This is a genomic window from Brachybacterium sp. SW0106-09, from assembly GCF_001293905.1.
Taxonomy (GTDB): Bacteria; Actinomycetota; Actinomycetes; order Actinomycetales; family Dermabacteraceae; genus Brachybacterium; species Brachybacterium conglomeratum.
In genome coordinates, this window is sequence record NZ_BCAK01000059.1 from 1 (window position 1) to 20,122 (window position 20,122).

Genomic DNA, 20,122 nt, shown 5'->3' on the forward strand with positions numbered 1-20,122 from the left:
ACGCGGCGTAGGGGGACGCCCCGTCGTCGGGGGCAGGGCTGCCGTAGGTCGGGGTCGTGCCGTACGGGGCATCCGGGGTCCCGGCGCTCGGGTCGCGGGGCGGCTGCGGGGCGTGCTCGTCGTTCATGGGGTCATGTCACCACTCGCGCTCAAGAGTTCCTCGGGACCTCGCTGAGCGACTCCTGGACGACGAGCACGCGCAGGCCCTGCGCGGGTTCGGCGAGCGCCGCCGGCAGCTCGTCGGCCTCGAGGGAGCGCGCGTCGGCGCCGAGACCCGCGGCGACCGCGGCGATGTCGGCGCCGTGCGGGGTGGTGAAGAAGCGGCGCAGCAGCGCGGGCGGCGCCGCGGCGTGCTCGAGGCCGGAGAAGATGCGGCCCCCGCCGTCGTCGACGACGATCACGTCGAGATCGGGGCGCGGCTCCTCGGGGCCGACGAGCAGACCTGTGAGGTCGTGGAGGGCGGTGAGATCGCCCACCAGGAGCCGCGTGCGGCCCCGCTCCCCCGGCTCGTCCCGCGCGGCGCGGGCCAGGGCGAGGCCGCCGGCCATGGCGGTGGTGCCGTCGATCCCGGCGAGGCCGCGGTTGGCGATCACCTGCGCAGAGGTAGGGCCGGCATGCTGCTCGAGGTCGCGCACGAGGCTCGAGGAGCCGAGCACGAGCAGGTCGCCCGGCCCGGAGGCCTCCCAGACGGCGAGCGCGGCGCGCTGCTGCCACGGCTGCGGCAGCCGGGCCGCGGCGGCGTCGGCCGCGGTGCGCCACGCCTGGATCCACGCGCGGCGCTGTGCCAGATCGATCTCCGGGGCGTCGGGCGCGGCCGGCGCGGCACCGGGTGAGGCCGCGTCCTGTCCGGGACCGAGTGCGTCCTGCCCGGTCCCGGTCGCCTCCTGGCCCGTCCCGGGGATCTCCTGCCCGATCGCGGCGGGGACGACGAGGCTCGCACGGCGGGCCACGTCGGGCCAGTCCGGATGCGGGTCCACGACGACCACCTCGACGTCGGCCGCGCCCAGGAGCGCGCCGACGACCGGCCGGGACAGCGTGGGGTGGCCGAGCACGATCGCGCGGCGCGGGCGCAGCGGGTGCGCGGGATCGGCCATCACCTCGCGCAGCAGCGCGGGATGACGGGGGACGAGGCCGTCCGCCGTGAGCGCGCCGGAGCTCGGCTCGGCCAGCAGCGGCAGGCCGTGCGCGTCGGAGAGCGCGGCGGCGGCCGGTCCTGCCCCGTCCCCGGCGACGACGACGGTGCGGGGGTCGACCGGGACCGGCTGCGGGGCGGGCGCCGGGGCGGGGACGCGCCGCGTGACGACGATCCGCTCGGGCGCCGCGGTCCTGTCGGGCTGCTCCGAATCCTCTGCGCGGGGCACGAGCGGGTCGCGGAAGGAGAGGTTCAGGTGCACGGGCCCGGGGTGCTCCCCGGTCGCGGCGGCGAGGGCGCGGGCGGCGGTGGAGACGGCGGTGCGCAGCTCGACCGGGCTCGCCGCCTCGGCGGTCGGGGCGGGCAGGTCCACGGCCAGGCGCACCAGGGAGCGGAACATGCCGGCCTGGCGAGTGGTCTGGTTCGCGCCGACCTCGCGCAGCTCGGCGGGCCGGTCCGCGGTGAGCACGAGCAGCGGGATCCGCGAGTGGTGGGCCTCCATCACGGCGGCGTGGAGGTGCGCGGTGGCGGTGCCGGAGGTGGTCACGACCGCGGCGGGCCGGGCGGGATCCAGGCGGCCGAGACCCAGGGCGGTGAAGGCGGCGGCACGCTCGTCGATCCGGACGTGGGCACGGATCCGACCGGCGACCTCGTCGGCCGCGAGCGCGTAGACCAGCGGCGCTGAGCGGGAGCCGGGGCTGAGCACCGCCTCGGCCAGTCCGAGCTCCGCGAGCGCGGACCAGACCGCGACCGCCTGGTCCACCGCGCCGGAGCCGGTGGGCCGGGGCGCGGGGATCGTCAGCGGAGCGGGGATCGGGGCGGAGGGCTCGTGCACCCCGTCAGCGTAGTCCCGGCCTGCTCACGTGCTGTCAGAGTTCACGTGCTGTCAGAGCAGGGACGCGCAGGCCGCGAGCCGCTCCTCCCAGCGCGCGGCGAGGGCGTCGTCGGCCGCGTGGCGGGCGAGCAGCTCCTCGCTCGGCGCCGTCCGGCCGACGGGCAGCGTGCCGCCGGTCGTGTGCAGCGGCTGCGGGGCGAGGTCGCCGGTGAGCAGGGTCGCGGTCGCGAGACCGCAGGCGTGCGGCAGCTCCGGCAGCGCCGCGGCGAGGGCGAGCCCCGCGCCGAGGCCGATGCTCGACTCGAGCGCGGAGGAGACCACGACCGGCAGCCCCGCCTCCTCGGCCAGCTCGAGGCAGCGGGTGATGCCGCCGAGCGGCTGGACCTTCATCACCAGCAGGTCGGCGGCCTCGGCCCGGGCGACCCGGAGCGGGTCCTCCGCCCGGCGCACCGACTCGTCGGCCGCGATCGGGATGTCGAGGGCGCGGCGCAGCGCGGCGAGGTCCTCGAGCGCGGCGCAGGGCTGCTCGGCGTACTCGAGCCCGCCCGCGGCCCGGTCCAGGACGGGCAGCGCCTCGAGCGCCTCGTCGTACGTCCAGGCGGCGTTCGCGTCGATGCGGATCCGGGCGTCGGGGCCCATCGCGTCGCGGACCGCCTCGAGGCGCTGCGCGTCGGAGGCGAGGTCGGAGCCGGGGTCGGCGACCTTCACCTTCGCCGTCCGCGCCCCGCCGACCGTCGCGATCCGCGCCGCGAGCACCGGCGGGAGCACCGGGATCGTGGCGTTGACCTCGACCTCCTCGCGCCGCGGTGCGGGGCGGGGCGTCGTCGCGTCCTCGAGTGCGGCGCGCAGCCAGGCCGTCGACTCGGCCGCGTCGTAGTCCCAGAACGGGGAGAACTCCGCCCAGCCCTCCGGACCGTGCAGCAGCAGGCCGTCGCGCTCGGTGATCCGGCGGAAACGGGTGGTCATCGGGATGGACCAGGCGTGGACGCGGTCGATGCCGCGCTCGCGGAGGGGGGTGGGGATGTGCATCGGGCCAGGGTAGTCAGCCCGTCTCCGTCGCGCCTCCGGCGTCGCGACGGGTCAGCGCTCGCGCCCGACCCGCCGCGCGGCGGCGAAGAGGACCTGCGCGTAGGTCGTCCCGGCGCGGCCGAGCGGGCCGACCACGTGGCGCAGCGTCCGCTTGTCCACCGGCTCGGCGCTCTCCACGGCGGCGAGCGCCTCCTCGAGGGTCGCGGCGGAGGCGCCGAGGTCCAGGAGGTACTGGGGCACCTGGATCCCGTCGGCGGTGATCCCGACGAGCGGCGTGCCGACGGCGGCGATCTTCGGGAACACGGATCCCGGGATGCCGACGACCGCCTCGGCGCGGGCGGAGGCCGCGAGCGTGCCCTCCTCGGCGATCTCGAAGTCGCTCCACAGCGAGCGGTCCTCGCGCGGGTGCAGGCCGACGAGGATCCTGCGTCCCCGGTCGGCGAGCGCGTGCGCGGTCTCGAGCAGCAGCTCGGCGCCCGGCGCGGCGCCGCCGGTCTCGTCGGCGTGCGTCACCGAGGTCGCGACCAGGACGGTGCCGGACTCCGGGGCACGCTGCGGCAGTTCGTCGAGCTCGGGGATCCCGACCACGCGCAGCGAGGGGACGGGCACGCCCATGTGCACGGCGAAGGTCTCGGCCTCGGCGTCCGAGCTGGCGGTGCCGGGCAGCAGCCGGGGGCGGAGCGCGGCGGCGTGCGGCCCTTCGACCGCGTTCATGTAGGCCAGGCTCGAGGCGAGCACCGGGATGTCGGGCAGGGCCTCGGCCACCTGTCCGGGCCAGTCGGTCGCGCCGCTGACGACGAGGAGGTCGACGTCCTCGGCCCGCATCTGCTCGATCGTGCGGACCGGGACCGTCTCCTCGGCGCCGATCCCCTCGAGGTCGGGGACGACCTGGAGGATCTCGCCGCCGCGGGCGGCGATGTCGTCCAGCACCGGCCTGACGTGGTAGGTGCCCCAGGGCTCGTTGGTCGCGACCGCGATGCGGAAGCGCGGCCCGTCCGAGGCGGGGACGGCGGTCGCGGAGTCGGTCAGGAGCGCCGGCAGGACGGTCGCGGAGGAGAGCGCCGTGGCGGCGAGGAGGGCGCGGCGGGAGGGTCGAGGATGCATGCGCCCAGGGTGCCGCGGCCCGATGGAGCACGGGCGACCCTCAGATGACCACCGCATGACGACTCCTGCTCGGCCCGCGCACCGGGGCCCTCGAGATGCGCACCCGCGGCCGGCCCCGGAGCGCTCCGCGGCCCGCTCTGCCCGGACTACCCTGGAGGCCATGACGACCCCGCCCTCTCCGCTGCCCCGTCGGGTCTCCGACACCTTCGACCCCCGCCGCTGGCGGGAGGTGCCGGCACAGGAGCACGGCGGGCCCGAGCTCACCGACATCACCTACCACCGGGCGGTGGAGCGGATCGAGTCGCCGGACGGGGAGCTGACCTCCCGGGACCTCCCGACGGTGCGGATCGCCTTCGACCGTCCCGAGGTGCGCAACGCCTTCCGCCCCCACACCGTCGACGAGCTGTACCGGGCGCTGGACCATGCCCGGCTCGACACCGGGGTGGGCGTGATCCTGCTGACCGGCAACGGCCCCTCCCCCAAGGACGGCGGGCACTCCTTCTGCTCCGGCGGCGACCAGCGGATCCGCGGCCGTGCCGGCTACGAGTACGCCGCAGAGGAGGCTGTGGAGGAGACCGGTTCCGTGCGCACCCGTTCCGCGGGTCGCCTCCACATCCTCGAGGTGCAGCGCCTCATGCGCACCATGGGCAAGGTCGTGATCGCGGTCGTGAACGGCTGGGCCGCCGGCGGCGGGCACTCCCTGCACGTGGTCGCGGACATGTCGATCGCCTCCCGCGAGCACGCCCGCTTCAAGCAGACCGACGCGAACGTCGGCTCCTTCGACGGCGGCTACGGCTCCGCCTATCTCGCCAAGCAGGTCGGGCAGAAGCGGGCGCGGGAGATCTTCTTCCTGGCCGAGGAGTACTCCGCCCAGGACGCCTACGGCTGGGGGGCCGTGAACCGGGTCGTCGACCACGCACGGATCGAGGAGGAGGCCCTCGCGATGGCCGCGACCATCGCGACGAAGTCCCCGCAGGCGATCCGGATGCTGAAGTTCGCCTTCAACCTCGCCGACGACGGGCTCATGGGCCAGCAGGTCTTCGCCGGGGAGGCGACGCGGCTGGCGTACATGACCGACGAGGCCGCCGAGGGCCGCGACGCCTTCCTCGAGAAGCGCGACCCCGACTGGTCCTCCTTCCCCCACCCGCAGGGCTGAGATGGCCGCGCCCGTGCCCGACGGCCCCGCCGCCGCGTCCCTGCCCTGGCTGGTCCCGCCCGCCTACGACGCCTCCGCCGCCTCTCTCGCCGCGCACTCCGAGGCGATCGGCGAGGTGATGGCGGGCCGGGCGCGCCTGTGGCTCGGGCCCTTCCCGGCCCCGGACAGGCTGCCCGCCGGGCTCGAGGACACGGCGCTGGTGGTCCCGACCTCCGGCTCGACCGGCACCGCGAAGGCCGTCGCGCTCGGCCTCGCCGCGCTGAGGGTCTCGCAGGACGCGACCGCGCAGCTCTTCGCCGCCGACGGCACCGCCCCGGACTCCCGCGGGCACGGGTTCTGGCTGCCGCTGCTGCCGCCCACGCACATCGCCGGGGTGCAGGTCCTCGCCCGCGCGCACCGCACCGGCCAGGTGCTGGGCCTTCCGGGGCCCGCCCTGCCGGATCCGCTGCCGGACCTGCGCGGCCATTTCGATGCCGCCGCCTTCGTGGAGCTCGCCGGACCCGTCCTCGAGCAGGCGGAGCGGGCCGGGCTGCCGGCGATGACCTCCCTCGTCCCCACCCAGCTCACCCGCATCGTCACCGGCGCGACCGGGGACGACGCCCGCGCCCGCGGCCTGCTGAAGCGCTTCGCCGCCGTGCTCGTCGGCGGAGCGGCGACCAGCACCGACGTCCTCGCACGCGCCCGCGGGCAGCGGATCCCGGTGCGCACCACCTACGGCTCCTCCGAGACCGCGGGCGGCTGCGTCTACGACCGTCGGCCGCTGCCCGGGGTGTCCCTGTCGGTGCTCGACCCCGACGAGTCCGGCGCGGGCCGGCTGCGGATCTCCTCCCCCACCCTCGCCCTCGGCTATCTCACCGAGGGCGGCGGCACCGACGGCGGAGTGTTCGCCGGCGCCTCCCCGTCGGCCGACTGGCCGGCCGCCGACGCCGCAGTCTCCGGCGCTGTGGTCTCCTGCGAGAGCGCGGACCGCGCCTTCCTCACCTCCGACCTCGCCGAGATCGGGGACGACGGAGCGCTGACCGTGCTGGGTCGGGCCGACGACGTGATCAACACCGGCGGACGCAAGGTCCTCCCCCAGGACGTCGAGCGCGCGATCGACCGCTCCCTCATGCTGCGCGGTCTGGTCCGCACCTCCGTCGTGGTCGGGGTGCCCGATCCGGAATGGGGCCAGCGGGTCGAGGCGCTGGTCACCCTCGAGGAGGGCACGGACCCCGCGGAGGCCTCGGCGCTCGTCCGCTCCGCGCTGCGCACCACCGAGGTGCCCGCGCACATGATCCCCAAGCGCGTCCACGTCGTCGAGGAGCTGCCGCTGCTGGGCATCGGCAAGGTGGACCGCGCCGCCGCCCGCCGCCTCGCCGGCGGCTGAGGGTCCGCCGCCCCGCCCTGCCGGTCGGCCGCGCCGTCGGGGAGGCCGCGGAGTCCGTACGCCGCGGACGTCGAGCAGAGCGGCGGCGGGGCATCGGAGCTGCCCGGCATCGGGTCGATCCTGCATCGCGGCGGCCCGGCATCCGGGTGGCCCGGTGCTCGTCACTCGGGTCACGACTCACAGTCGACGGGACGGTCCGGCGCCGCGCCGCGGCGTAAGCTCGTCGGGGCCGTCGACCGCCGGCCCCAGCACGCGTGAGGAGCACGATGGCCAGCCTGCCGCAGTGGGTGGAGGGCGCCCGCCCGAAGACCCTCCCCGCCGCCCTCGCCCCCGTCGCCGCCGGAACCGGCGTCGCCGTGTGGCAGCTCGGCGAGCTCACCGGATCGGTCGACTGGGCGCTGGTGATCCCCCGAGCGCTGCTGGCCCTCGCCGTCTCCTTCTCGCTGCAGATCGGCGTGAACTTCGCCAACGACTACTCCGACGGGATCCGCGGCACGGACGACGACCGGGTCGGCCCCTTCCGCCTCACCGGCTCCGGCGCCGCCCGCCCCGCGACCGTGAAGCGCGCCGCGATCATCTCCCTCGCCCTCGGCGGCCTGTTCGGCGTCGTGCTGGTGGCCGTGGCGCAGATGTGGTGGGCGCTGGTCGTCGGCGCCGCCGCGATCGCCGCAGCCTGGTTCTACACCGGCGGCAGGAAGCCCTACGGCTACCTGGGCCTCGGCGAGTTCTTCGTGTTCGTGTTCTTCGGTCTCGTCGCCGTCAACGGCACGGCGCTCGCGATCACGGGCCGCCCCTCCTGGGCGGCGCTGCTCGCCTCGGTCGCGATCGGGCTGCTCGCCGTCGCGCTGATGCTCACCAACAACCTGCGCGACATCCCCACCGATGCCGTCTCCGGCAAGAGGACCCTCGCGGTCCGACTCGGTGAGCGCGGCACGCGCCTGCTCTACACGACGACGCTGCTGGCGCCCTTCGTGCTCATGGTGCCGGTGATCATCGCGCACTGGCCCGCGGCGCTCGTGCTGCTCGCCCTGCCGCTCGCCATCGGTCCGGTGCGGAAGGTGCTCGGCGGGGCGATGGGCCGGGACCTGATCCCCGTGCTCGGCGCGACCGGACGGCTCGAGCTGGTCTTCTCGCTGCAGCTGCTCGTCGGCCTCGTGCTCTGACCTCGTCGGCCCGCCGGTCCGCACGACGCAACATTCGGGGAGCAGCGGGCCCCAGCTAGGGGCTCAGGGCTCAGGGCTCAGGGCTCAGGGCTCAGGGCAGCGTGTCAGCGCGCTGAGCGCCCTGGGGCGGCTCAGGCCCTGGTGTCCCTGTCGCTCGTGCCGTCCTCGGGGAGGTCGGGCAGGTCCGCGGGGCCTGCGGCGGAGTCCCCCGCCCGCGTCTCTCCGTCGATCCGGACCTCGTCGGCGAAGAGCCCGTCCTCGTACTCGGCGTCCTCGTCCACGGTCTCGCCGCGCTTCTCGACCCGGCGCTCGTGCGCGACCTTCCAGCGCATCGCCGCGGCGCCCCGCAGACGGTCCAGGAACAGGATCGAGATCAGCATCGCGATCAACGCCGCGAGCACGCCGGCGAGCATCACGCCCACCCCGACCACGGTGAGCACCCACCACAGGGCGATCCACAGGCCCAGGCGGATGACGGCGTAGAGCAGGAACTGTCGCATCGCTCCAGACTAGGTCCCCCGTCCGGGAACCCGCTGTCCCCGGAGGCAGCTCGGGGCCAGGATCACGCCGCGGGCTGCGGGCCGCGATCACGGCGCGCGCGGCGAGCCCTGCCGCGGACGCGATGGGCAGCCCTGCCGTACTCCGGTCTCGTCCCGCGTCCCTGCCCGGTCCCCGATCCCGTCCTGAGTCCCCGATCTGGTCCAGAGCCCCCCCTGCCCCGTCCCGAGTCCCCGATCCGGTCCCGAGTCCCCGGCCTCGTCCCAGGTCCCCGGCCTAGACTGTCCCCATGGCCCGCGGCATCCTGGCAGTCCTCTCGATCGCCCTGACCGTCTTCGCACTCGCCGACTGCGTGCAGACCCAGGACGACAAGGTCAGAGGCGTGCCGAAATGGGCATGGATCGTGCTGATCGTGCTGATTCCCTGGGTGGGACCGCTCACCTGGCTGTTCGTGGGCAAGGAGCGCTCGTGGGGCCGAGGCTCCTCCGGCGGTCCCGGTCCGCGGCGCGACGGCCCCCTCGCCCCTGACGAGGATCCCGAGTTCCTGCGCAAGCTCGACGAGGACATCCGCCGCGAGCGTCGTGAGCGTCGCGAGCGCGGCGAAGGCCCCGGCGACTCCGGCGAGCTCGACGACGGCCCCGGCGACAGCGGCACCGACACCGGCCGCAGCGCCTGAGCAGGCTGGGCCGGGAGGTTCCGCCTCGGCGATCCGCGCTTCGGCGCGCCGCATGCCGTCACCTGCTGGCTGGACCGGTCACCTGAGGTCGGCCAGGCCCACTCAGCGAAGCTCGGCCGAGCCCTCCCACCGGAGTCGATCGACGCCAGGTACCAGAAAGGTGGTACCTCAGGTCGACCAACTGCACGTGCACAGGCACCGACCCCGTCCACACCACCGCTGCACAGACTTGATCGACGTCAGGTACCGGGAAAGTGGTACCTCAGGTCGACCAACTGCACGTGCACAGGCACCGACCCCGTCCACACCACCGCTGCACAGAGCTGATCGACATCAAGTACCAGAATGCTGGTACCTGACGTCGATCGACTCTTCGCGCTGCGGCCCTGGTCTCGTCCGCACGGCGGCGGCCGGAAACACTTCGACGATCCGTTCCAGGTCCAGGAACGGATCGTCGAAGAACTGCGCGGCGCGGGCAGAGCCGGGACCGGAGCACCAGCCGAGGCCGGAGAATCACCCGAGGCCGGACTGCCTCCCCTGGCCGGAGTCTCAGCCGAGCCCGGAGTAGGAGTGCAGGCCGTTGATGACCGTGTTCACGATCGTGTAGTTGAAGACCACGGCGACGAAGCCGGCCAGGGCCAGGCCCGCTGCACGGGAGCCGCGGAAGCCGCCGGTGGCGCGGGCGTGGAGGTAGGCCGCGTAGATCACCCAGATGATGAACGTCCACACCTCCTTGGGGTCCCAGCCCCAGAAGCGGCCCCAGGCCTCGCGCGCCCAGATCGCCCCGAAGATCAGGGTGAAGGTCCAGCACACGAACGCGACCGAGTGGATGCGGAAGCTCAGCGCCTCGAGGGAGGACGAGGAGGGCAGCCGGTCCAGCACGTGCCCGAAGCGGCCCCAGTGCTCGGGGAACTCCTCGGTCGCGGCGCGCTCGGCGAGGACGCGCTCGTGCGTCGCCTGGAGCAGCTGCATCGAGGCGACGACCGCGCCGAGGATCGACAGCGCCGTCGCCATGATCGCGACGCCGATGTGGATGTAGATCCAGTGGGAGTTCTGCAGGCTCGGGGTGAGCTCGGCGGCGGGCACGATCCAGAACGTCTGCGCGAGCAGCAGCACGAGCAGCACGGGGCCGACGACGAAGGTGCCCAGCGCCCGCAGCTCCGTGCGGCGCACGCTGAAGGCGAGGAAGGCGACCATCACGACCGCGGTGGAGGTGGTCGCGAACTCGTACATGTTCGCCCACGGGACGCGCTGGGTGGCGAGCGCACGGGAGATCACGCCGATCAGGAGCAGCACGGTCGCGGCCGAGGCCAGCAGGAAGGCGAAGCGCTGCGCGGACATGCCGCCGGGCGCGGCGGGAGCCTCCCCCGCGATGCCGGTACCGGCGGTGCCCGAGGCGAGGGAATCCGAGCCGTCGGCGCCGGAGCCTGCGGAGCCCGCGCTCGCTGCGCCGGGGCGAGCGGCCACCGCGGTGCCACCCGCGGCGGTCGCCCCCTCCGCCTCGACGCCCGAGGCGCCGACGCTCGCGGGGCTCATCTCCCTCTCCTGCGCCTCCTTCCGCTCCTGGGCGGCGAGGCGGGCGTCGCTGCGGCGCTGGGAGGACGAGGCCAGATCGGCGCCGAAGCCGATCAGGGCGAGTACGTAGAGCACGATCGTCACCACGATGGCGAGGTTCGAGAGCTCTGCCAGCTGCTGGTTGATCACTGGGCACTTCCTTCTCGGGGTCCGCCCGAGGCGTCCGCCTCGGGGTGCCCGGACGGTGCGGCGTCCGGGAGCCGTTGTCCATCGTGCGCCTCCGAGAGCCGGGACGCCAGGGCCTTCACGTCGTCCGCGAGCGCGGGATCGTCGCTGCGGGCGAGCCCGGCGACCTCGAGCACGGTCGTGCCGCCCTGCTCCCACACCCGCACCCACAGGCGCCGGCGCGGCACGAACAGGGAGAGGATCAGGCCGCCGACGGCGACCAGCGCGCTGATCAGGATCCAGCGCTCGAAGGGGTTGTGGGCGATGTCGAAGGCGGCGTAGCGCTTCAGCCCGTCGAAGCTGACGGTGGTGCCGTCGGCGAGGCTGTACTCCTGGCCGGGGTACAGCCGGATCAGCACCGGGTCGCCGTCCTCCCCCGGGACCTGGGTGAGGGTGGTGAGGTCCACCTCGTACGCGTTCTGCGGCACGCCGGAGTCCAGGCCCAGGTCGCCCTGGTAGACGGTGAGGGCGAGCTGCGGGTCCAGCGCGTCGGGGTAGAGGGAGCGCGGTCCCTGCTCGTCGATGGTGCCGGTGGGCAGGAAGAAGCCGACCACGGCGGTCTGCTCGGGCTGGGCGTCGGGCGCCTTGAGCACCACCTGGGAGGTGTAGTTCGTGTCCCCCATCGGGACGGTGATCAGCGGCCCCTCGGCGACGACGGTGCCCTCGGGGTCGGTGACCGTGATCTCGGGGGCGTAGCCGTTGCCGAGCAGGTACATCGACGCGCCCGGGACGTGCAGGGGCTTGTTGACCTGGACCGTGCGGGACTCCTGCTCCTGACCGGGGGTGGTCACCTGCACGTCGGCCTCGAAGGAGCGCGGCTCGCCGACCTTCCCCGCCTCGCCGGGCTGGACGTAGGTGGCGCGGAAATCCTCGAGGGTGAAGCGGAAGTCGGGCATGTCGTTCTCGTCGAACCAGGCCCCGGACTCGAAGGAGTCGTACTGGGTCAGGGAGTTCGCGAAGCCGCCGCCCTCGACCACCGTGACCTGGCCGCGGTAGCTGGTCAGGGTGCCGCCGGCGATGCACACCAGCACGCCGACCAGCGCGATGTGGAACAGGAGGTTGCCGGTCTCGCGCAGCAGCCCCCGCTCGGCGCTGACGGAGCGGCCGACCCTCTCCTCGCGCACCTCGGCGCGGTAGCGGGAGCGGCGCAGGCTGCGATGGGCCGTCTCGATCAGGGAGTCGGCCTGCGCACCGGGCAGCTCGAGGCGGGTGTACCCGGTGAAGCGGGTCAGGCGGGAGGGGGTGCGGGGCGGCTTCGCGCGCAGCTGCCTCAGGTGCACGCCGACACGCGGGACGATGCAGCCGATCAGGGAGATGAACAGCAGCAGGTAGATCGCGGAGAACCACGGCGAGGAGAAGACCTCGAAGAAGCCCAGCGCGTCCAGGATCTCGCCCCAGCGGCCGTTCTCCTCGAGGAACTGCTCGGTCAGGGCCGGGTTCACGCTGCGCTGCGGGTAGAGCGAACCGGGGATGGCGGCGACGGCCAGCAGCATGAGCAGCACGAGCGCCGTCTGCATGGAGGTCAGCTGCCGCCACAGGAACAGCAGCGTGCCGCGCAGTCCCAGCGAGGGCACGGCGGGGCGCTTCCCGTCGACCTCGGGTTTGCTGGACCAGCTGCCGGACTCCGACGGGCCCGTGCCGGATCCGCTCGCCTCGGCGCCTGCCTCGGCGGGGCCCGTGCCGGGCCGCTCTGCGTCGTCGGTCCGGACGCCGCGGTCGGGACGGGGGTTCTTCTCGCTCATCACACCACCGGTTCGAAGGTCGCGATCAGTCCCTGCAGCTCGCTCATCCAGCTCGCCCACACCCCGGTCATCAGGAGCACGCCGATCGCGATCAGCAGCGCGCCGGAGAGCAGGCCGATGCTGCGGCGGTGGGCCGACAGCTTCCTGCTCAGCCCGAGCGCGCGCTCGAACAGCAGCGCGAAGAGCACGAAGGGGATGCCGAGGCCGAGGGAGTAGGCCAGCGCCAGGACGCCGCCGCGGACCGCCGCGCCGTCGCCGCCGCCGTCCAGGGACAGCGCCACGATGGCGGCGTAGGTGGGGCCGATGCAGGGGGTCCAGCTCAGGCCGAACACGAGTCCCATCAGCGGCGCGCCGAGCAGGCCCGCGTCGGGCTTCTTCGAGGAGATCGGCTTCGTGGCCGACAGCCCCGGGATCAGGCCCATGAACACCAGGCCCATGAGGATCACGATCGCGCCGGCGACGCGGTTGATCCACACGGCGTGCTCCTGGAGGAGGTAGCCGACGGCGCCGGCGAAGCCGCCGAGCGCCATGAACACCACCGCGAACCCGGCCACGAACAGCAGGGAGCCGGCGAGCATCCGCCCGGTGCCGGGCCGCTGCGGGCGGGCGGCGCGGCGGCCGGTGCCCTTCGCGGCGGGGGCGGGGCCGCGGCCCTGGCCGGCGAGGCCCGAGACGTACCCGAGATAGCCGGGGACCACCGGCAGCACGCACGGGGAGAGGAAGGCGACCAGGCCCGCTGCGGCGGCGACGGCGATCGCGAGCAGCAGCGATCCGGACAGGGCGGTCGCCTGGAAGGCGGCCCCGATCTCGGCGAGCATCATTCGGCGACCACCGCGTCGATCATCGCGCGGAGCACGGAGGGGTCGGCGGCGCCGGAGATGCGGGCGGCGACGCGCCCCTCGCGGTCGAGCACGAGCGTGGAGGGGACGGCGTTCGGGGCGACCTGACCGCGCAGGGCGTACATGATCTCCGCGCCGGTGTCGGGCACGGAGGGGTAGGTGATCCCGTACCGCTCCTCGAAGGCCTTCGCGGGGCCGGCGGCGTCGCGCACGTTGATGCCGAGGAAGGAGACGCCCTTCTCGGCGTACTCCTCGTGGATGGCCTGGAGGTCCGGCGCCTCCTTGCGGCAGGGCGGGCAGGAGGCGTACCAGACGTTCAGCACGAGCACCTCGCCGCGGGTGTCCGCGAGGTCGACCGGCTCCTGGTCGAAGGTGGTGCCGGTGAAGGCGATCGCCTCGCCGCGCTCGGCGGCGGGGATCTCGACGGAGACGCCGTCGCCGGAGACGTAGCCGGCCTCCCCGGAGGCGTAGCGGTCGGAGGTGTCGGTCCCGCAGGCTGCCAGCAGCACGGCCAGCGGCGCCGCGGCGGCCACGCGGAGGAGGCCGCGCCGGCTCGGGACGGGGCGCGGGGTCCTCATGTGAGCTTCCCTCCGGTCGCGTCGACGGCGCCGTCGTAGAGGGCGGCGGCGGGCTCGGCATAGCCGACGTCCGACAGGTGCGGGCCGACGAAGTGCAGGCTCGTCACCGAGCAGAGGCCGCACTCGCGCCGGCGCGGGTCGTGGAACAGGGGCTTGCCCTCCGCGCTGCGCCGGGTGACCCAGATCGGCAGCTGGTGCAGCACCAGCACGGCCTCGCGGCCCTCGGCCGCGGCGCGGGCCTCGTGCACGGCGGAGACCACGCGCGCGACCTGCTCCCGGTAGGGCTCGCCCCAGGAGGGGCGGAAGGGGTTGACGAACCAGCGCCAGTTGCGCGGGTCGGTGAGCTTCGCGTCGCCGTGGCCCATGCGCTGGCCCTCGAAGCGGTTGCCCGATTCGATGAGGCGCTGGTCGGTGGAGATCTCGAGGTCGTGCGCGGCGGCGATCGGGACGGCGGTCTGCTGGGCGCGCAGCAGCGGCGAGGAGCGCACGAGGGCGACGTCGGCCCCGGCGAGGTGCTCGCCGACGCGCTGCGCCATCTGCTCACCACGGACGCTGAGCCGGTATCCGGGCAGGCGCCCGTACAGGATGCGCTCCGGGTTGTGCACCTCGCCGTGGCGGACGAGGTGCACCGTGGTGGTGGTCATCGCTGGGGGCTCCCTCTCGCTGTCGCAGGCTCTCGCGAGCCGCCTCACGGTACCAACCCCACCTCCGGATCAGCTCCGAGCCGGGGCGTCCTCGTGAGGTGCCGGACATCCGACGGCGATCGGGGCGTCCTCCGCGATGGTCCGGCCGAGGATCCTGCCGAGCTCGAGCAGGTCGTCGTGGCCGATGACATCCAGCAGGAGATCGCGGACGGAGCGCACGTGCGTGGGCGCGGCGCGCTCAAGAAGGGCCTGGCCCTCGGCGGTCAGCTGGGCCTGTCGGCCGCGACCGTCGGAGGAGCAGCGCACGCGCTCGACGAGGCCCCGCTTCTCCATGCGGGTGATGGTGTGGGTGAGGCGGGAGCGGGAGTGGACGACCTTGTCGGCCAGCTCGGACATGCGCAGGAACCCGCCCTCGGCCTCGTTCAGGCGCACCAGGATCTCGTACTCCCCCAGCGCCAGGCCGATCTCGGGATCGGACTGCAGCGCCTCGCCGAACCGGTCGGTGAGCAGGGTGGTGGCGTAGAGGAAGGTGCGCCACGCCTCCTGCTCCTTCGCCGTCAGCCACAGCTCCTCGGGCGTCGAGGCGCGGTCCGCCTGGTCCTGCGCACCATCGACCGCGGGGCTCACCGAAGCCTCCGCGACCGCCTGCTCCTCGCTTGACGTCGTGTCATGCATCACGTTTCCTCTTTCCAGGGACTCTTCCTCTTGCCATCATCCCCCATTTTAGTTTAGCTTTCAAGCAAGACGACGCGGAACGGCTCGACCGCCGCCCGTCACCACCGGACCACCACGAGAAGGAGACATCTCATGAGCGACCTCACCCCCGGCACCTGGACCCTCGACCCCGCCCACACCTCCGCGGCGTTCACCGTGCGCCACGCCGGCATCTCGAAGGCCCGCGGCCAGTTCACCGATGTCGAGGGCGAGCTCGTCGTCGCCGAGGGCGGCGAGGACCTGGCCTTCACCGCGACCCTGAAGACCGAGTCGGTCTCCACCTCCAACCCGGACCGCGACGCGCACCTCAAGAGCGCCGACTTCTTCGACGTCGAGAACAACCCGACGATCACCTTCCGCTCCACCGAGCTCAAGGGCGACACCCTCCACGGCGAGCTGACCATCAACGGCATCACCAAGCCGGTCGAGCTCGACTTCACCTACGAGGGCGCCGCGACCGATCCCTTCGGCATCTATCGCGCGGGCTTCACCGGCGAGACCACCATCTCCCGCAAGGAGTTCGGCCTGACCTGGAACGCCGCGCTCGAGGCCGGTGGCGTGCTGGTCGCCGACTCCGTGAAGGTCTCCATCGAGGCCGAGTTCACCGCGCCGACCGCCGCCTGATCTCCTGATCTCCGCGGCGCCCCGCGCCGCCCGGTCCGACGGGCCGTCCGCTGCTCGCGGGCGGCCCGTCGTAGTCCCCGTCGCCCGTCCACTCCTCCGCCCGATATGGTGCCGCCCATGACCTCGCAGCACGTCCCCTCCCCCAGCGATCCCGACGCCCGCGTCCTCTACCTCACGCGGGAGGGCTGCCATCTGTGCGACGACGCGCTGCCGGTGGTGCGGGCCGAGGCCGATCGCGCCGGCACCGCCGTCGAGGCGCGGGACATCGACGCCGACGAGCGCCTGCGCGAGGACTGGGATCACGACGTGCCGGTGATCATCGTGGACGGGAAGGTCCACGCCCGCTACCGGGTCGATGCCGAGCAGCTGCGCACCGCGCTGCGCCGTCGCCCCTGGTGGCGCCGCCTCACCGGCCGTGCCTGAGGATCGCGACGGGGCACCGGCGCCCGAGCGGTCGCGGCCCACGGGCCCCGTTCCCGAGGCGCGCACCGGACCGGCCGCATGCCCGCCCGACCGGCAGCGCCTGACATGCGAGAGCCCCCGCCATGCGGCGGGGGCTCTCGCATGTCAGGCGTCGCTCACTTCTTGTTGCGGCGCTGGTGACGGGTCTTGCGAAGCAGCTTGCGGTGCTTCTTCTTGGACATGCGCTTGCGTCGCTTCTTGACGACAGAACCCATAGGTAGCCTCTGTTCTGCAGGACGAGCCTGCGGTGTGATGCTGCGGATCTCAGATGCGCGGCCGGTCAGCGTGCGGGGCAGGCTGAGCAGTCTCCCGGGCCGACGCCCGGCCGACGCCACGGTCGACGATCCACTCTACACCGTCCTGCCGCCTCACTCACCGTGCGCGAGTGCGAGATCGCTCGCAGCCTGCCGTGCCTGGTGCAGCGTCTCGTCGACCGGCTCGACGACGAGATCCTGCGCGGTCCCCCGCACCCGGGCGGTGAGCAGTCGCCGCGCCCGACGACGGTGCCAGGCACCGCTCATCGCGGCGATCGCGGAGCCTGCGACGCCCAGCAGGATCCCCGCCGCGATCGCGAGGACCAGCATCACCGTGGGCAGCGGGATCGGGATCCACAGCTCCTCGACCATCGGCATGGGCGGCGGGGGCACGCCGAGGAAGGCGAGCGCGGCGTTCAGGCCCAGCCAGCCGAGGCCCACCACGCCGATCAGCAGCGCGAGCCACTGCAGCACGTCCAGCACCCGCCACCACCAGGAGGTCTCCCCCGCGCGGAGGTCCGCCTCCGCGACCGCCTGGTCCAGGGCGTCCGGGAGCGCCTCCTCCTCGGAGCGGGCCGCGGCGCGGACGGCGGCGCGCCAGGGATCGCTGCCGCCGGCCGAGGCGTCGTCGGCGAATCGGCGCACGCCCCCGGAGGCGCGCGCGGAGGCCGCGGCGTCCGGGGCGGGCAGGGAGGTGCGCTCGAGGCCCTCCCCGTCGCGACCTCGGCCGATGCCGAGCCGGGCCAGGGGATCCGCGCGCACGGAGCGGATCCAGCGCAGCGGCGGCCAGCCGACGCGGCGCGCCGCCCGGTGGCGGTAGGAGCCGCCGACGGCGCGGGCGACGGGCTCGACCCGGGCGGCGAGGGAGAGGTCTTCGACGAGGGTGTCGATCGCGGCGGGGCTCGAGCGCTCGGCCATGCCGGTGGGATCCGCGGCCTCGCGCAGCCGTGCGGCGGCTCCGCGCACGTCGGCCCGGTGCCGCTCGACCACGGCCTCGCGGCTGCGGGCGATGCCGAGCAGGTGCTCGCGCAGCTCCTCGATCCCCTCCCCGGTCTCGGCGGAGGCGGCGAGGACGGGCGCGCTCTCGAGCCCGTCGGCGCGGGCGATCGCGGCGAGGGAGGCGAGCACGCCCTCGCGCTCGGCCTCGCGGAGCCGGTCCACCTGGTTCAGGACCAGCACGGTGACGGCGTCGTGGCCGGCGAAGGGGCGCACGAATTCGTGGTGCAGCAGCGCGTCGGCGTACTTCTGCGGGTCGGTGACCCACACGATCACGTCGACCATCCCGGTCATGCGCTCGGCGATGTCGCGGTGGGCGGACTCGACCGAGTCGAGGTCCGGCAGGTCCAGCAGCACGACGCCGGGAGTCCCGGCCTCGGTGCGGCGGGCACGACGGCCGCGGGCAGGCTTGCTGGCCGCCCGGGCCAGCGCCGTGCCCTCGTCCAGGGCGTGGCGCTCCTCGACCTCGAGCCAGTCCAGCAGCGCCTCGCTGCCCGCGTCGCCGAGCACGGCGGCGAGCGGCGCGGAGGTGGTGGGGCGGCGCACCGCCGCGCGGGCCACGTCCTTGCCGATCAGGGCGTTCAGCAGGGAGGACTTCCCGGAGCCGGTCGCGCCGAACAGTCCGATCACGGTGTGCTCGGCGGAGAGGGCGCGGCGGCGGTCGATCCTCTCCAGCAGCTCGGCCGTGCCGGTCAGGGCCTCGCCGGGGGCGATCCCGTCGAGCGCGGCGAGCGCCCGGTCCAGGGCGTCGAGCCGCTCGTGCAGCGGGGTGGTGCGGGGGCGGCGGAGGCTCATCGGGTCTCCTCCCGGATGTCGCGGGCGAGGGCGGCGAGCGCCTCGGCGTCGGCCTCGAGCTCCTCCGCGGCGTCGTCGTCGCCGAGCGCGTCGAGCCGGTCGAGGAAGGGGGCGGAGCGCTCGGCGACCAGGGCGTCGAGCCGGCCGGTGAGGGACTCCCGGGCGGCCTTCGCCATGCGCCTGACCGCCTCGTCGCCGAAGATCGCCTCGAGCAGCCGCTGGCCGACGACGGCGGTCGCGGCCCCGGCGCCGACCTCGAGGCCGGTGGGGATGAAGGCGGTGGAGGCGAAGACGACCACCATCAGCGCGACGCCGACGACGTTCACCCCGAGGGAGAGCACCCGCGCCTTCGTGCGGCGGTCGGCGCCCTCGGCACGGACCAGCTCGAGCACGTCGCCCTGCCAGGCGCGCACCGCGGCGCGGACCTGCTCGGGATAGTCCTCGTCGATCCGGGTGAGGTCCTGGCCCTCGGCGAGGGAGCGTCCGGCGGCGCTCGCGCGCCAGGCGGCGTCGGCCCGCTCGGCGCCGCGCGCCGTCTCGTCGACGACGACGTGCACGAGCCCGCTGCCGAGCGCCTGCTCGGCCTCGACCGCGGGCGCGGGGCGGCCCGAGAGCATCTGGCCGAGCCGGTCCCGGGCGCGGGTCACGAAAGACTCCACGCCGCGGAAGAACTCCCCGGTCCCCACCACGTCCTGCCAGCGGGCGAGCACCTCGCCGCGCAGCAGGGAGCCGTCGCCGAGGGCGGCGTCGATCCGCTCCCGGGAGCCGGAGAACGCGGCCACGGCCTCCTCGCGCAGCCGCCGGCGCTCGTCGTCCTGGAGCGCGGCGTGCCCGGCGATGTCGCCGGCGGAGGCGGCGAGGCCGTCGACGGCGCCGGCGAGGGTGCGCCGGGCGATGCGGCGCCTGCCCTCCCCGTCGGCCGCGAGCGCGGTGAAGTGCGCGGCGAGCTCGGCGATCACCTCGGGAGGGAGCATGCCGTCGTCGTCGATCGTGGTCTCGGGGACCAGGAAGAGGCGGTCCACCTCGACGCCCTGCCGCTCGAGCATGGAGGTGAGGTCGGCGGCGAGCTCCTCGGCCACGCCCTCGCGGTCCGGGATGCGGTTCATGACCACGTCGACGGTCACGTCGCGCTCGGCGGCGGTGCGCAGCACCTCCCAGGGCACGGCGTCGGCGTAGCGGTTGGCGGTGGTGACGAACAGCCACAGGTCCGCGGCGCGCAGCAGCTGCCGGGCGAGCTCGCGGTTGCCCTTCGCGACCGAGTCGATGTCCGGGGCGTCCAGCAGCGCGAGGCCCTGCGGGATCCGCTCCTCGGCGTGGAGGGCCAGCGAGGTCGCGGGGTCCACGTCGCCGGTCGTGTCCTGCGCCCCCGGCGCCTCGGCGTCCGCGGCGCCGGGGCTCGCGCCGCCGTGGACGCGGGCGAGGCCGGGCAGGATGCGGGTGCCGGTGAACCAGGGCTCGTCGGCCGGGTGGTGCAGCAGCACGGGCCGGCGCGTGGTGGGGCGGATCGCGCCGGAGCGGCTGACCGGGGCGCCGACCAGGGCGTTGACCAGCGTGGACTTGCCGGCGCCGGTGGAGCCGCCGATCACGACCAGCAGCGGCGCGTCGAGCGAGGCCAGGCGGGGGGTGACGTGGTCGGCGAGCTGGGAGAGGGCGGCGCGGGCCTCGGTGCGGGCGGCCTCGGCGCCCTCGACGGGCAGCGGCAGCGTGAGCGTGCGCAGGTGCTCCGCGAAGGTGTCGAGCACCTGGGTGGTCCGATCGGTCATGGCTCCCCCGGG

General features: G+C 74.5%; 19 protein-coding genes. 6 read left to right on the forward strand and 13 right to left on the reverse strand.

All coding sequences use genetic code 11. From position 1 onward, the window contains the following. Positions 1-149 precede the first annotated feature (149 nt). From menD to Y09_RS16160, 3 genes are read right to left on the reverse strand one after another with little or no spacing between them, the layout of a single operon-like run. Positions 150-1,967, reverse strand: a complete 1,818-nt coding sequence (menD, locus tag Y09_RS16150) for a 2-succinyl-5-enolpyruvyl-6-hydroxy-3-cyclohexene-1-carboxylic-acid synthase (protein ID WP_053918897.1) — start codon at positions 1,965-1,967, stop codon at positions 150-152. A 51-nt stretch (positions 1,968-2,018) separates the two neighbouring features. Further along, on the reverse strand, positions 2,019-2,996 hold the full coding sequence (locus Y09_RS16155) for an o-succinylbenzoate synthase (RefSeq protein WP_053918898.1): 978 nt from the start codon (positions 2,994-2,996) through the stop codon (positions 2,019-2,021). A gap of 51 nt (positions 2,997-3,047) precedes the next feature. Next, the gene (locus tag Y09_RS16160; protein WP_053918899.1) at positions 3,048-4,100 is read right to left on the reverse strand and encodes a hypothetical protein; all 1,053 of its coding nucleotides are present in this window, start codon (positions 4,098-4,100) and stop codon (positions 3,048-3,050) included. A 160-nt stretch (positions 4,101-4,260) separates the two neighbouring features. On the opposite strand from Y09_RS16160, the gene Y09_RS16165 reads away from it, so the two are divergent. The 3 genes from Y09_RS16165 to Y09_RS16175 all read left to right on the forward strand — a co-directional run bounded on the left by Y09_RS16165 (position 4,261) and on the right by Y09_RS16175 (position 7,785). Next, positions 4,261-5,256, forward strand: coding sequence for a 1,4-dihydroxy-2-naphthoyl-CoA synthase (locus Y09_RS16165; RefSeq protein WP_053918900.1), 996 nt, complete (start codon positions 4,261-4,263; stop codon positions 5,254-5,256). A gap of 1 nt (position 5,257) precedes the next feature. Beyond that, positions 5,258-6,622: an AMP-binding protein gene (locus tag Y09_RS16170; RefSeq protein WP_053918901.1), complete on the forward strand. Its 1,365-nt coding sequence runs from the start codon at positions 5,258-5,260 to the stop codon at positions 6,620-6,622. 266 nt (positions 6,623-6,888) lie between these two features. After that, positions 6,889-7,785 (forward strand): 1,4-dihydroxy-2-naphthoate polyprenyltransferase, encoded by an 897-nt coding sequence (locus tag Y09_RS16175; protein WP_053918902.1) that lies wholly within the window; start codon positions 6,889-6,891, stop codon positions 7,783-7,785. 131 nt (positions 7,786-7,916) lie between these two features. Here the strand turns inward: Y09_RS16175 and Y09_RS16180 are convergent, their stop codons facing one another. Next, a complete protein-coding gene (locus Y09_RS16180) occupies positions 7,917-8,285 on the reverse strand; it encodes a DUF4229 domain-containing protein (RefSeq protein WP_053918903.1) in 369 nt (122 codons plus the stop codon). Positions 8,286-8,572: 287 nt separating this feature from the next. Here Y09_RS16180 and Y09_RS16185 point away from each other — a divergent pair, with 287 nt between their 5' ends. Then, positions 8,573-8,959 (forward strand): PLD nuclease N-terminal domain-containing protein, encoded by a 387-nt coding sequence (locus Y09_RS16185; RefSeq protein ID WP_053918904.1) that lies wholly within the window; start codon positions 8,573-8,575, stop codon positions 8,957-8,959. Positions 8,960-9,508: 549 nt separating this feature from the next. Here the strand turns inward: Y09_RS16185 and ccsB are convergent. From ccsB to Y09_RS16215, 6 genes are all read right to left on the reverse strand, one after another. Further along, complete coding sequence (ccsB, locus tag Y09_RS16190) at positions 9,509-10,663, reverse strand: c-type cytochrome biogenesis protein CcsB (RefSeq protein ID WP_053918905.1); 1,155 nt, start codon at positions 10,661-10,663, stop codon at positions 9,509-9,511. After that, on the reverse strand, positions 10,660-12,441 hold the full coding sequence (locus Y09_RS16195) for a cytochrome c biogenesis protein ResB (protein ID WP_053918906.1): 1,782 nt from the start codon (positions 12,439-12,441) through the stop codon (positions 10,660-10,662). Before Y09_RS16195 ends, ccsB begins: the two co-directional genes overlap by 4 nt. After that, positions 12,441-13,262, reverse strand: a complete 822-nt coding sequence (locus tag Y09_RS16200; RefSeq protein WP_082358934.1) for a cytochrome c biogenesis CcdA family protein — start codon at positions 13,260-13,262, stop codon at positions 12,441-12,443. Before Y09_RS16200 ends, Y09_RS16195 begins: the two co-directional genes overlap by 1 nt. Then, positions 13,259-13,858: a TlpA disulfide reductase family protein gene (locus Y09_RS16205; protein WP_053918907.1), complete on the reverse strand. Its 600-nt coding sequence runs from the start codon at positions 13,856-13,858 to the stop codon at positions 13,259-13,261. Before Y09_RS16205 ends, Y09_RS16200 begins: the two co-directional genes overlap by 4 nt. Continuing rightward, positions 13,855-14,502, reverse strand: coding sequence for a histidine phosphatase family protein (locus Y09_RS16210; protein WP_053918908.1), 648 nt, complete (start codon positions 14,500-14,502; stop codon positions 13,855-13,857). The genes Y09_RS16205 and Y09_RS16210 overlap by 4 nt, the downstream gene beginning before the upstream one ends. Positions 14,503-14,571: 69 nt before the next feature. Beyond that, complete coding sequence (locus Y09_RS16215) at positions 14,572-15,177, reverse strand: MarR family winged helix-turn-helix transcriptional regulator (RefSeq protein ID WP_234695772.1); 606 nt, start codon at positions 15,175-15,177, stop codon at positions 14,572-14,574. Positions 15,178-15,309: 132 nt separating this feature from the next. On the opposite strand from Y09_RS16215, the gene Y09_RS16220 reads away from it, so the two are divergent. Then, entirely contained in the window at positions 15,310-15,840 is a 531-nt protein-coding gene (locus tag Y09_RS16220) for a YceI family protein (RefSeq protein WP_053918909.1), read from the forward strand. A gap of 117 nt (positions 15,841-15,957) precedes the next feature. After that, entirely contained in the window at positions 15,958-16,263 is a 306-nt protein-coding gene (locus tag Y09_RS16225) for a glutaredoxin family protein (RefSeq protein ID WP_053918910.1), read from the forward strand. 155 nt (positions 16,264-16,418) lie between these two features. Here the strand turns inward: Y09_RS16225 and Y09_RS17010 are convergent, their stop codons facing one another. From Y09_RS17010 to Y09_RS16235, 3 genes are all read right to left on the reverse strand, one after another. Further along, on the reverse strand, positions 16,419-16,517 hold the full coding sequence (locus Y09_RS17010; RefSeq protein ID WP_019174583.1) for a 30S ribosomal protein bS22: 99 nt from the start codon (positions 16,515-16,517) through the stop codon (positions 16,419-16,421). 153 nt (positions 16,518-16,670) lie between these two features. Further along, positions 16,671-18,347 (reverse strand): dynamin family protein, encoded by a 1,677-nt coding sequence (locus Y09_RS16230; protein WP_053918911.1) that lies wholly within the window; start codon positions 18,345-18,347, stop codon positions 16,671-16,673. Next, complete coding sequence (locus Y09_RS16235; RefSeq protein WP_053918912.1) at positions 18,344-20,110, reverse strand: dynamin family protein; 1,767 nt, start codon at positions 20,108-20,110, stop codon at positions 18,344-18,346. The genes Y09_RS16230 and Y09_RS16235 overlap by 4 nt, the downstream gene beginning before the upstream one ends. Positions 20,111-20,122 lie beyond the last annotated feature (12 nt).

Coding starts and splice junctions, on each gene's coding strand:
- Y09_RS16230 (WP_053918911.1), bottom strand. CDS start 18,347: ATGAGCCTCCGCCGCCCCCGCACCACCCCGCTGCACGAGCGGCTCGAC.
- Y09_RS16160 (WP_053918899.1), bottom strand. CDS start 4,100: ATGCATCCTCGACCCTCCCGCCGCGCCCTCCTCGCCGCCACGGCGCTC.
- Y09_RS16155 (WP_053918898.1), bottom strand. CDS start 2,996: ATGCACATCCCCACCCCCCTCCGCGAGCGCGGCATCGACCGCGTCCAC.
- Y09_RS16210 (WP_053918908.1), bottom strand. CDS start 14,502: ATGACCACCACCACGGTGCACCTCGTCCGCCACGGCGAGGTGCACAAC.
- Y09_RS16205 (WP_053918907.1), bottom strand. CDS start 13,858: ATGAGGACCCCGCGCCCCGTCCCGAGCCGGCGCGGCCTCCTCCGCGTG.
- Y09_RS16185 (WP_053918904.1), top strand. CDS start 8,573: ATGGCCCGCGGCATCCTGGCAGTCCTCTCGATCGCCCTGACCGTCTTC.
- Y09_RS16180 (WP_053918903.1), bottom strand. CDS start 8,285: ATGCGACAGTTCCTGCTCTACGCCGTCATCCGCCTGGGCCTGTGGATC.
- Y09_RS16200 (WP_082358934.1), bottom strand. CDS start 13,262: ATGATGCTCGCCGAGATCGGGGCCGCCTTCCAGGCGACCGCCCTGTCC.
- Y09_RS16165 (WP_053918900.1), top strand. CDS start 4,261: ATGACGACCCCGCCCTCTCCGCTGCCCCGTCGGGTCTCCGACACCTTC.
- Y09_RS16215 (WP_234695772.1), bottom strand. CDS start 15,177: ATGCATGACACGACGTCAAGCGAGGAGCAGGCGGTCGCGGAGGCTTCG.
- Y09_RS16175 (WP_053918902.1), top strand. CDS start 6,889: ATGGCCAGCCTGCCGCAGTGGGTGGAGGGCGCCCGCCCGAAGACCCTC.
- Y09_RS16195 (WP_053918906.1), bottom strand. CDS start 12,441: ATGAGCGAGAAGAACCCCCGTCCCGACCGCGGCGTCCGGACCGACGAC.
- Y09_RS16220 (WP_053918909.1), top strand. CDS start 15,310: ATGAGCGACCTCACCCCCGGCACCTGGACCCTCGACCCCGCCCACACC.
- Y09_RS16170 (WP_053918901.1), top strand. CDS start 5,258: ATGGCCGCGCCCGTGCCCGACGGCCCCGCCGCCGCGTCCCTGCCCTGG.
- Y09_RS17010 (WP_019174583.1), bottom strand. CDS start 16,517: ATGGGTTCTGTCGTCAAGAAGCGACGCAAGCGCATGTCCAAGAAGAAG.
- Y09_RS16225 (WP_053918910.1), top strand. CDS start 15,958: ATGACCTCGCAGCACGTCCCCTCCCCCAGCGATCCCGACGCCCGCGTC.
- Y09_RS16235 (WP_053918912.1), bottom strand. CDS start 20,110: ATGACCGATCGGACCACCCAGGTGCTCGACACCTTCGCGGAGCACCTG.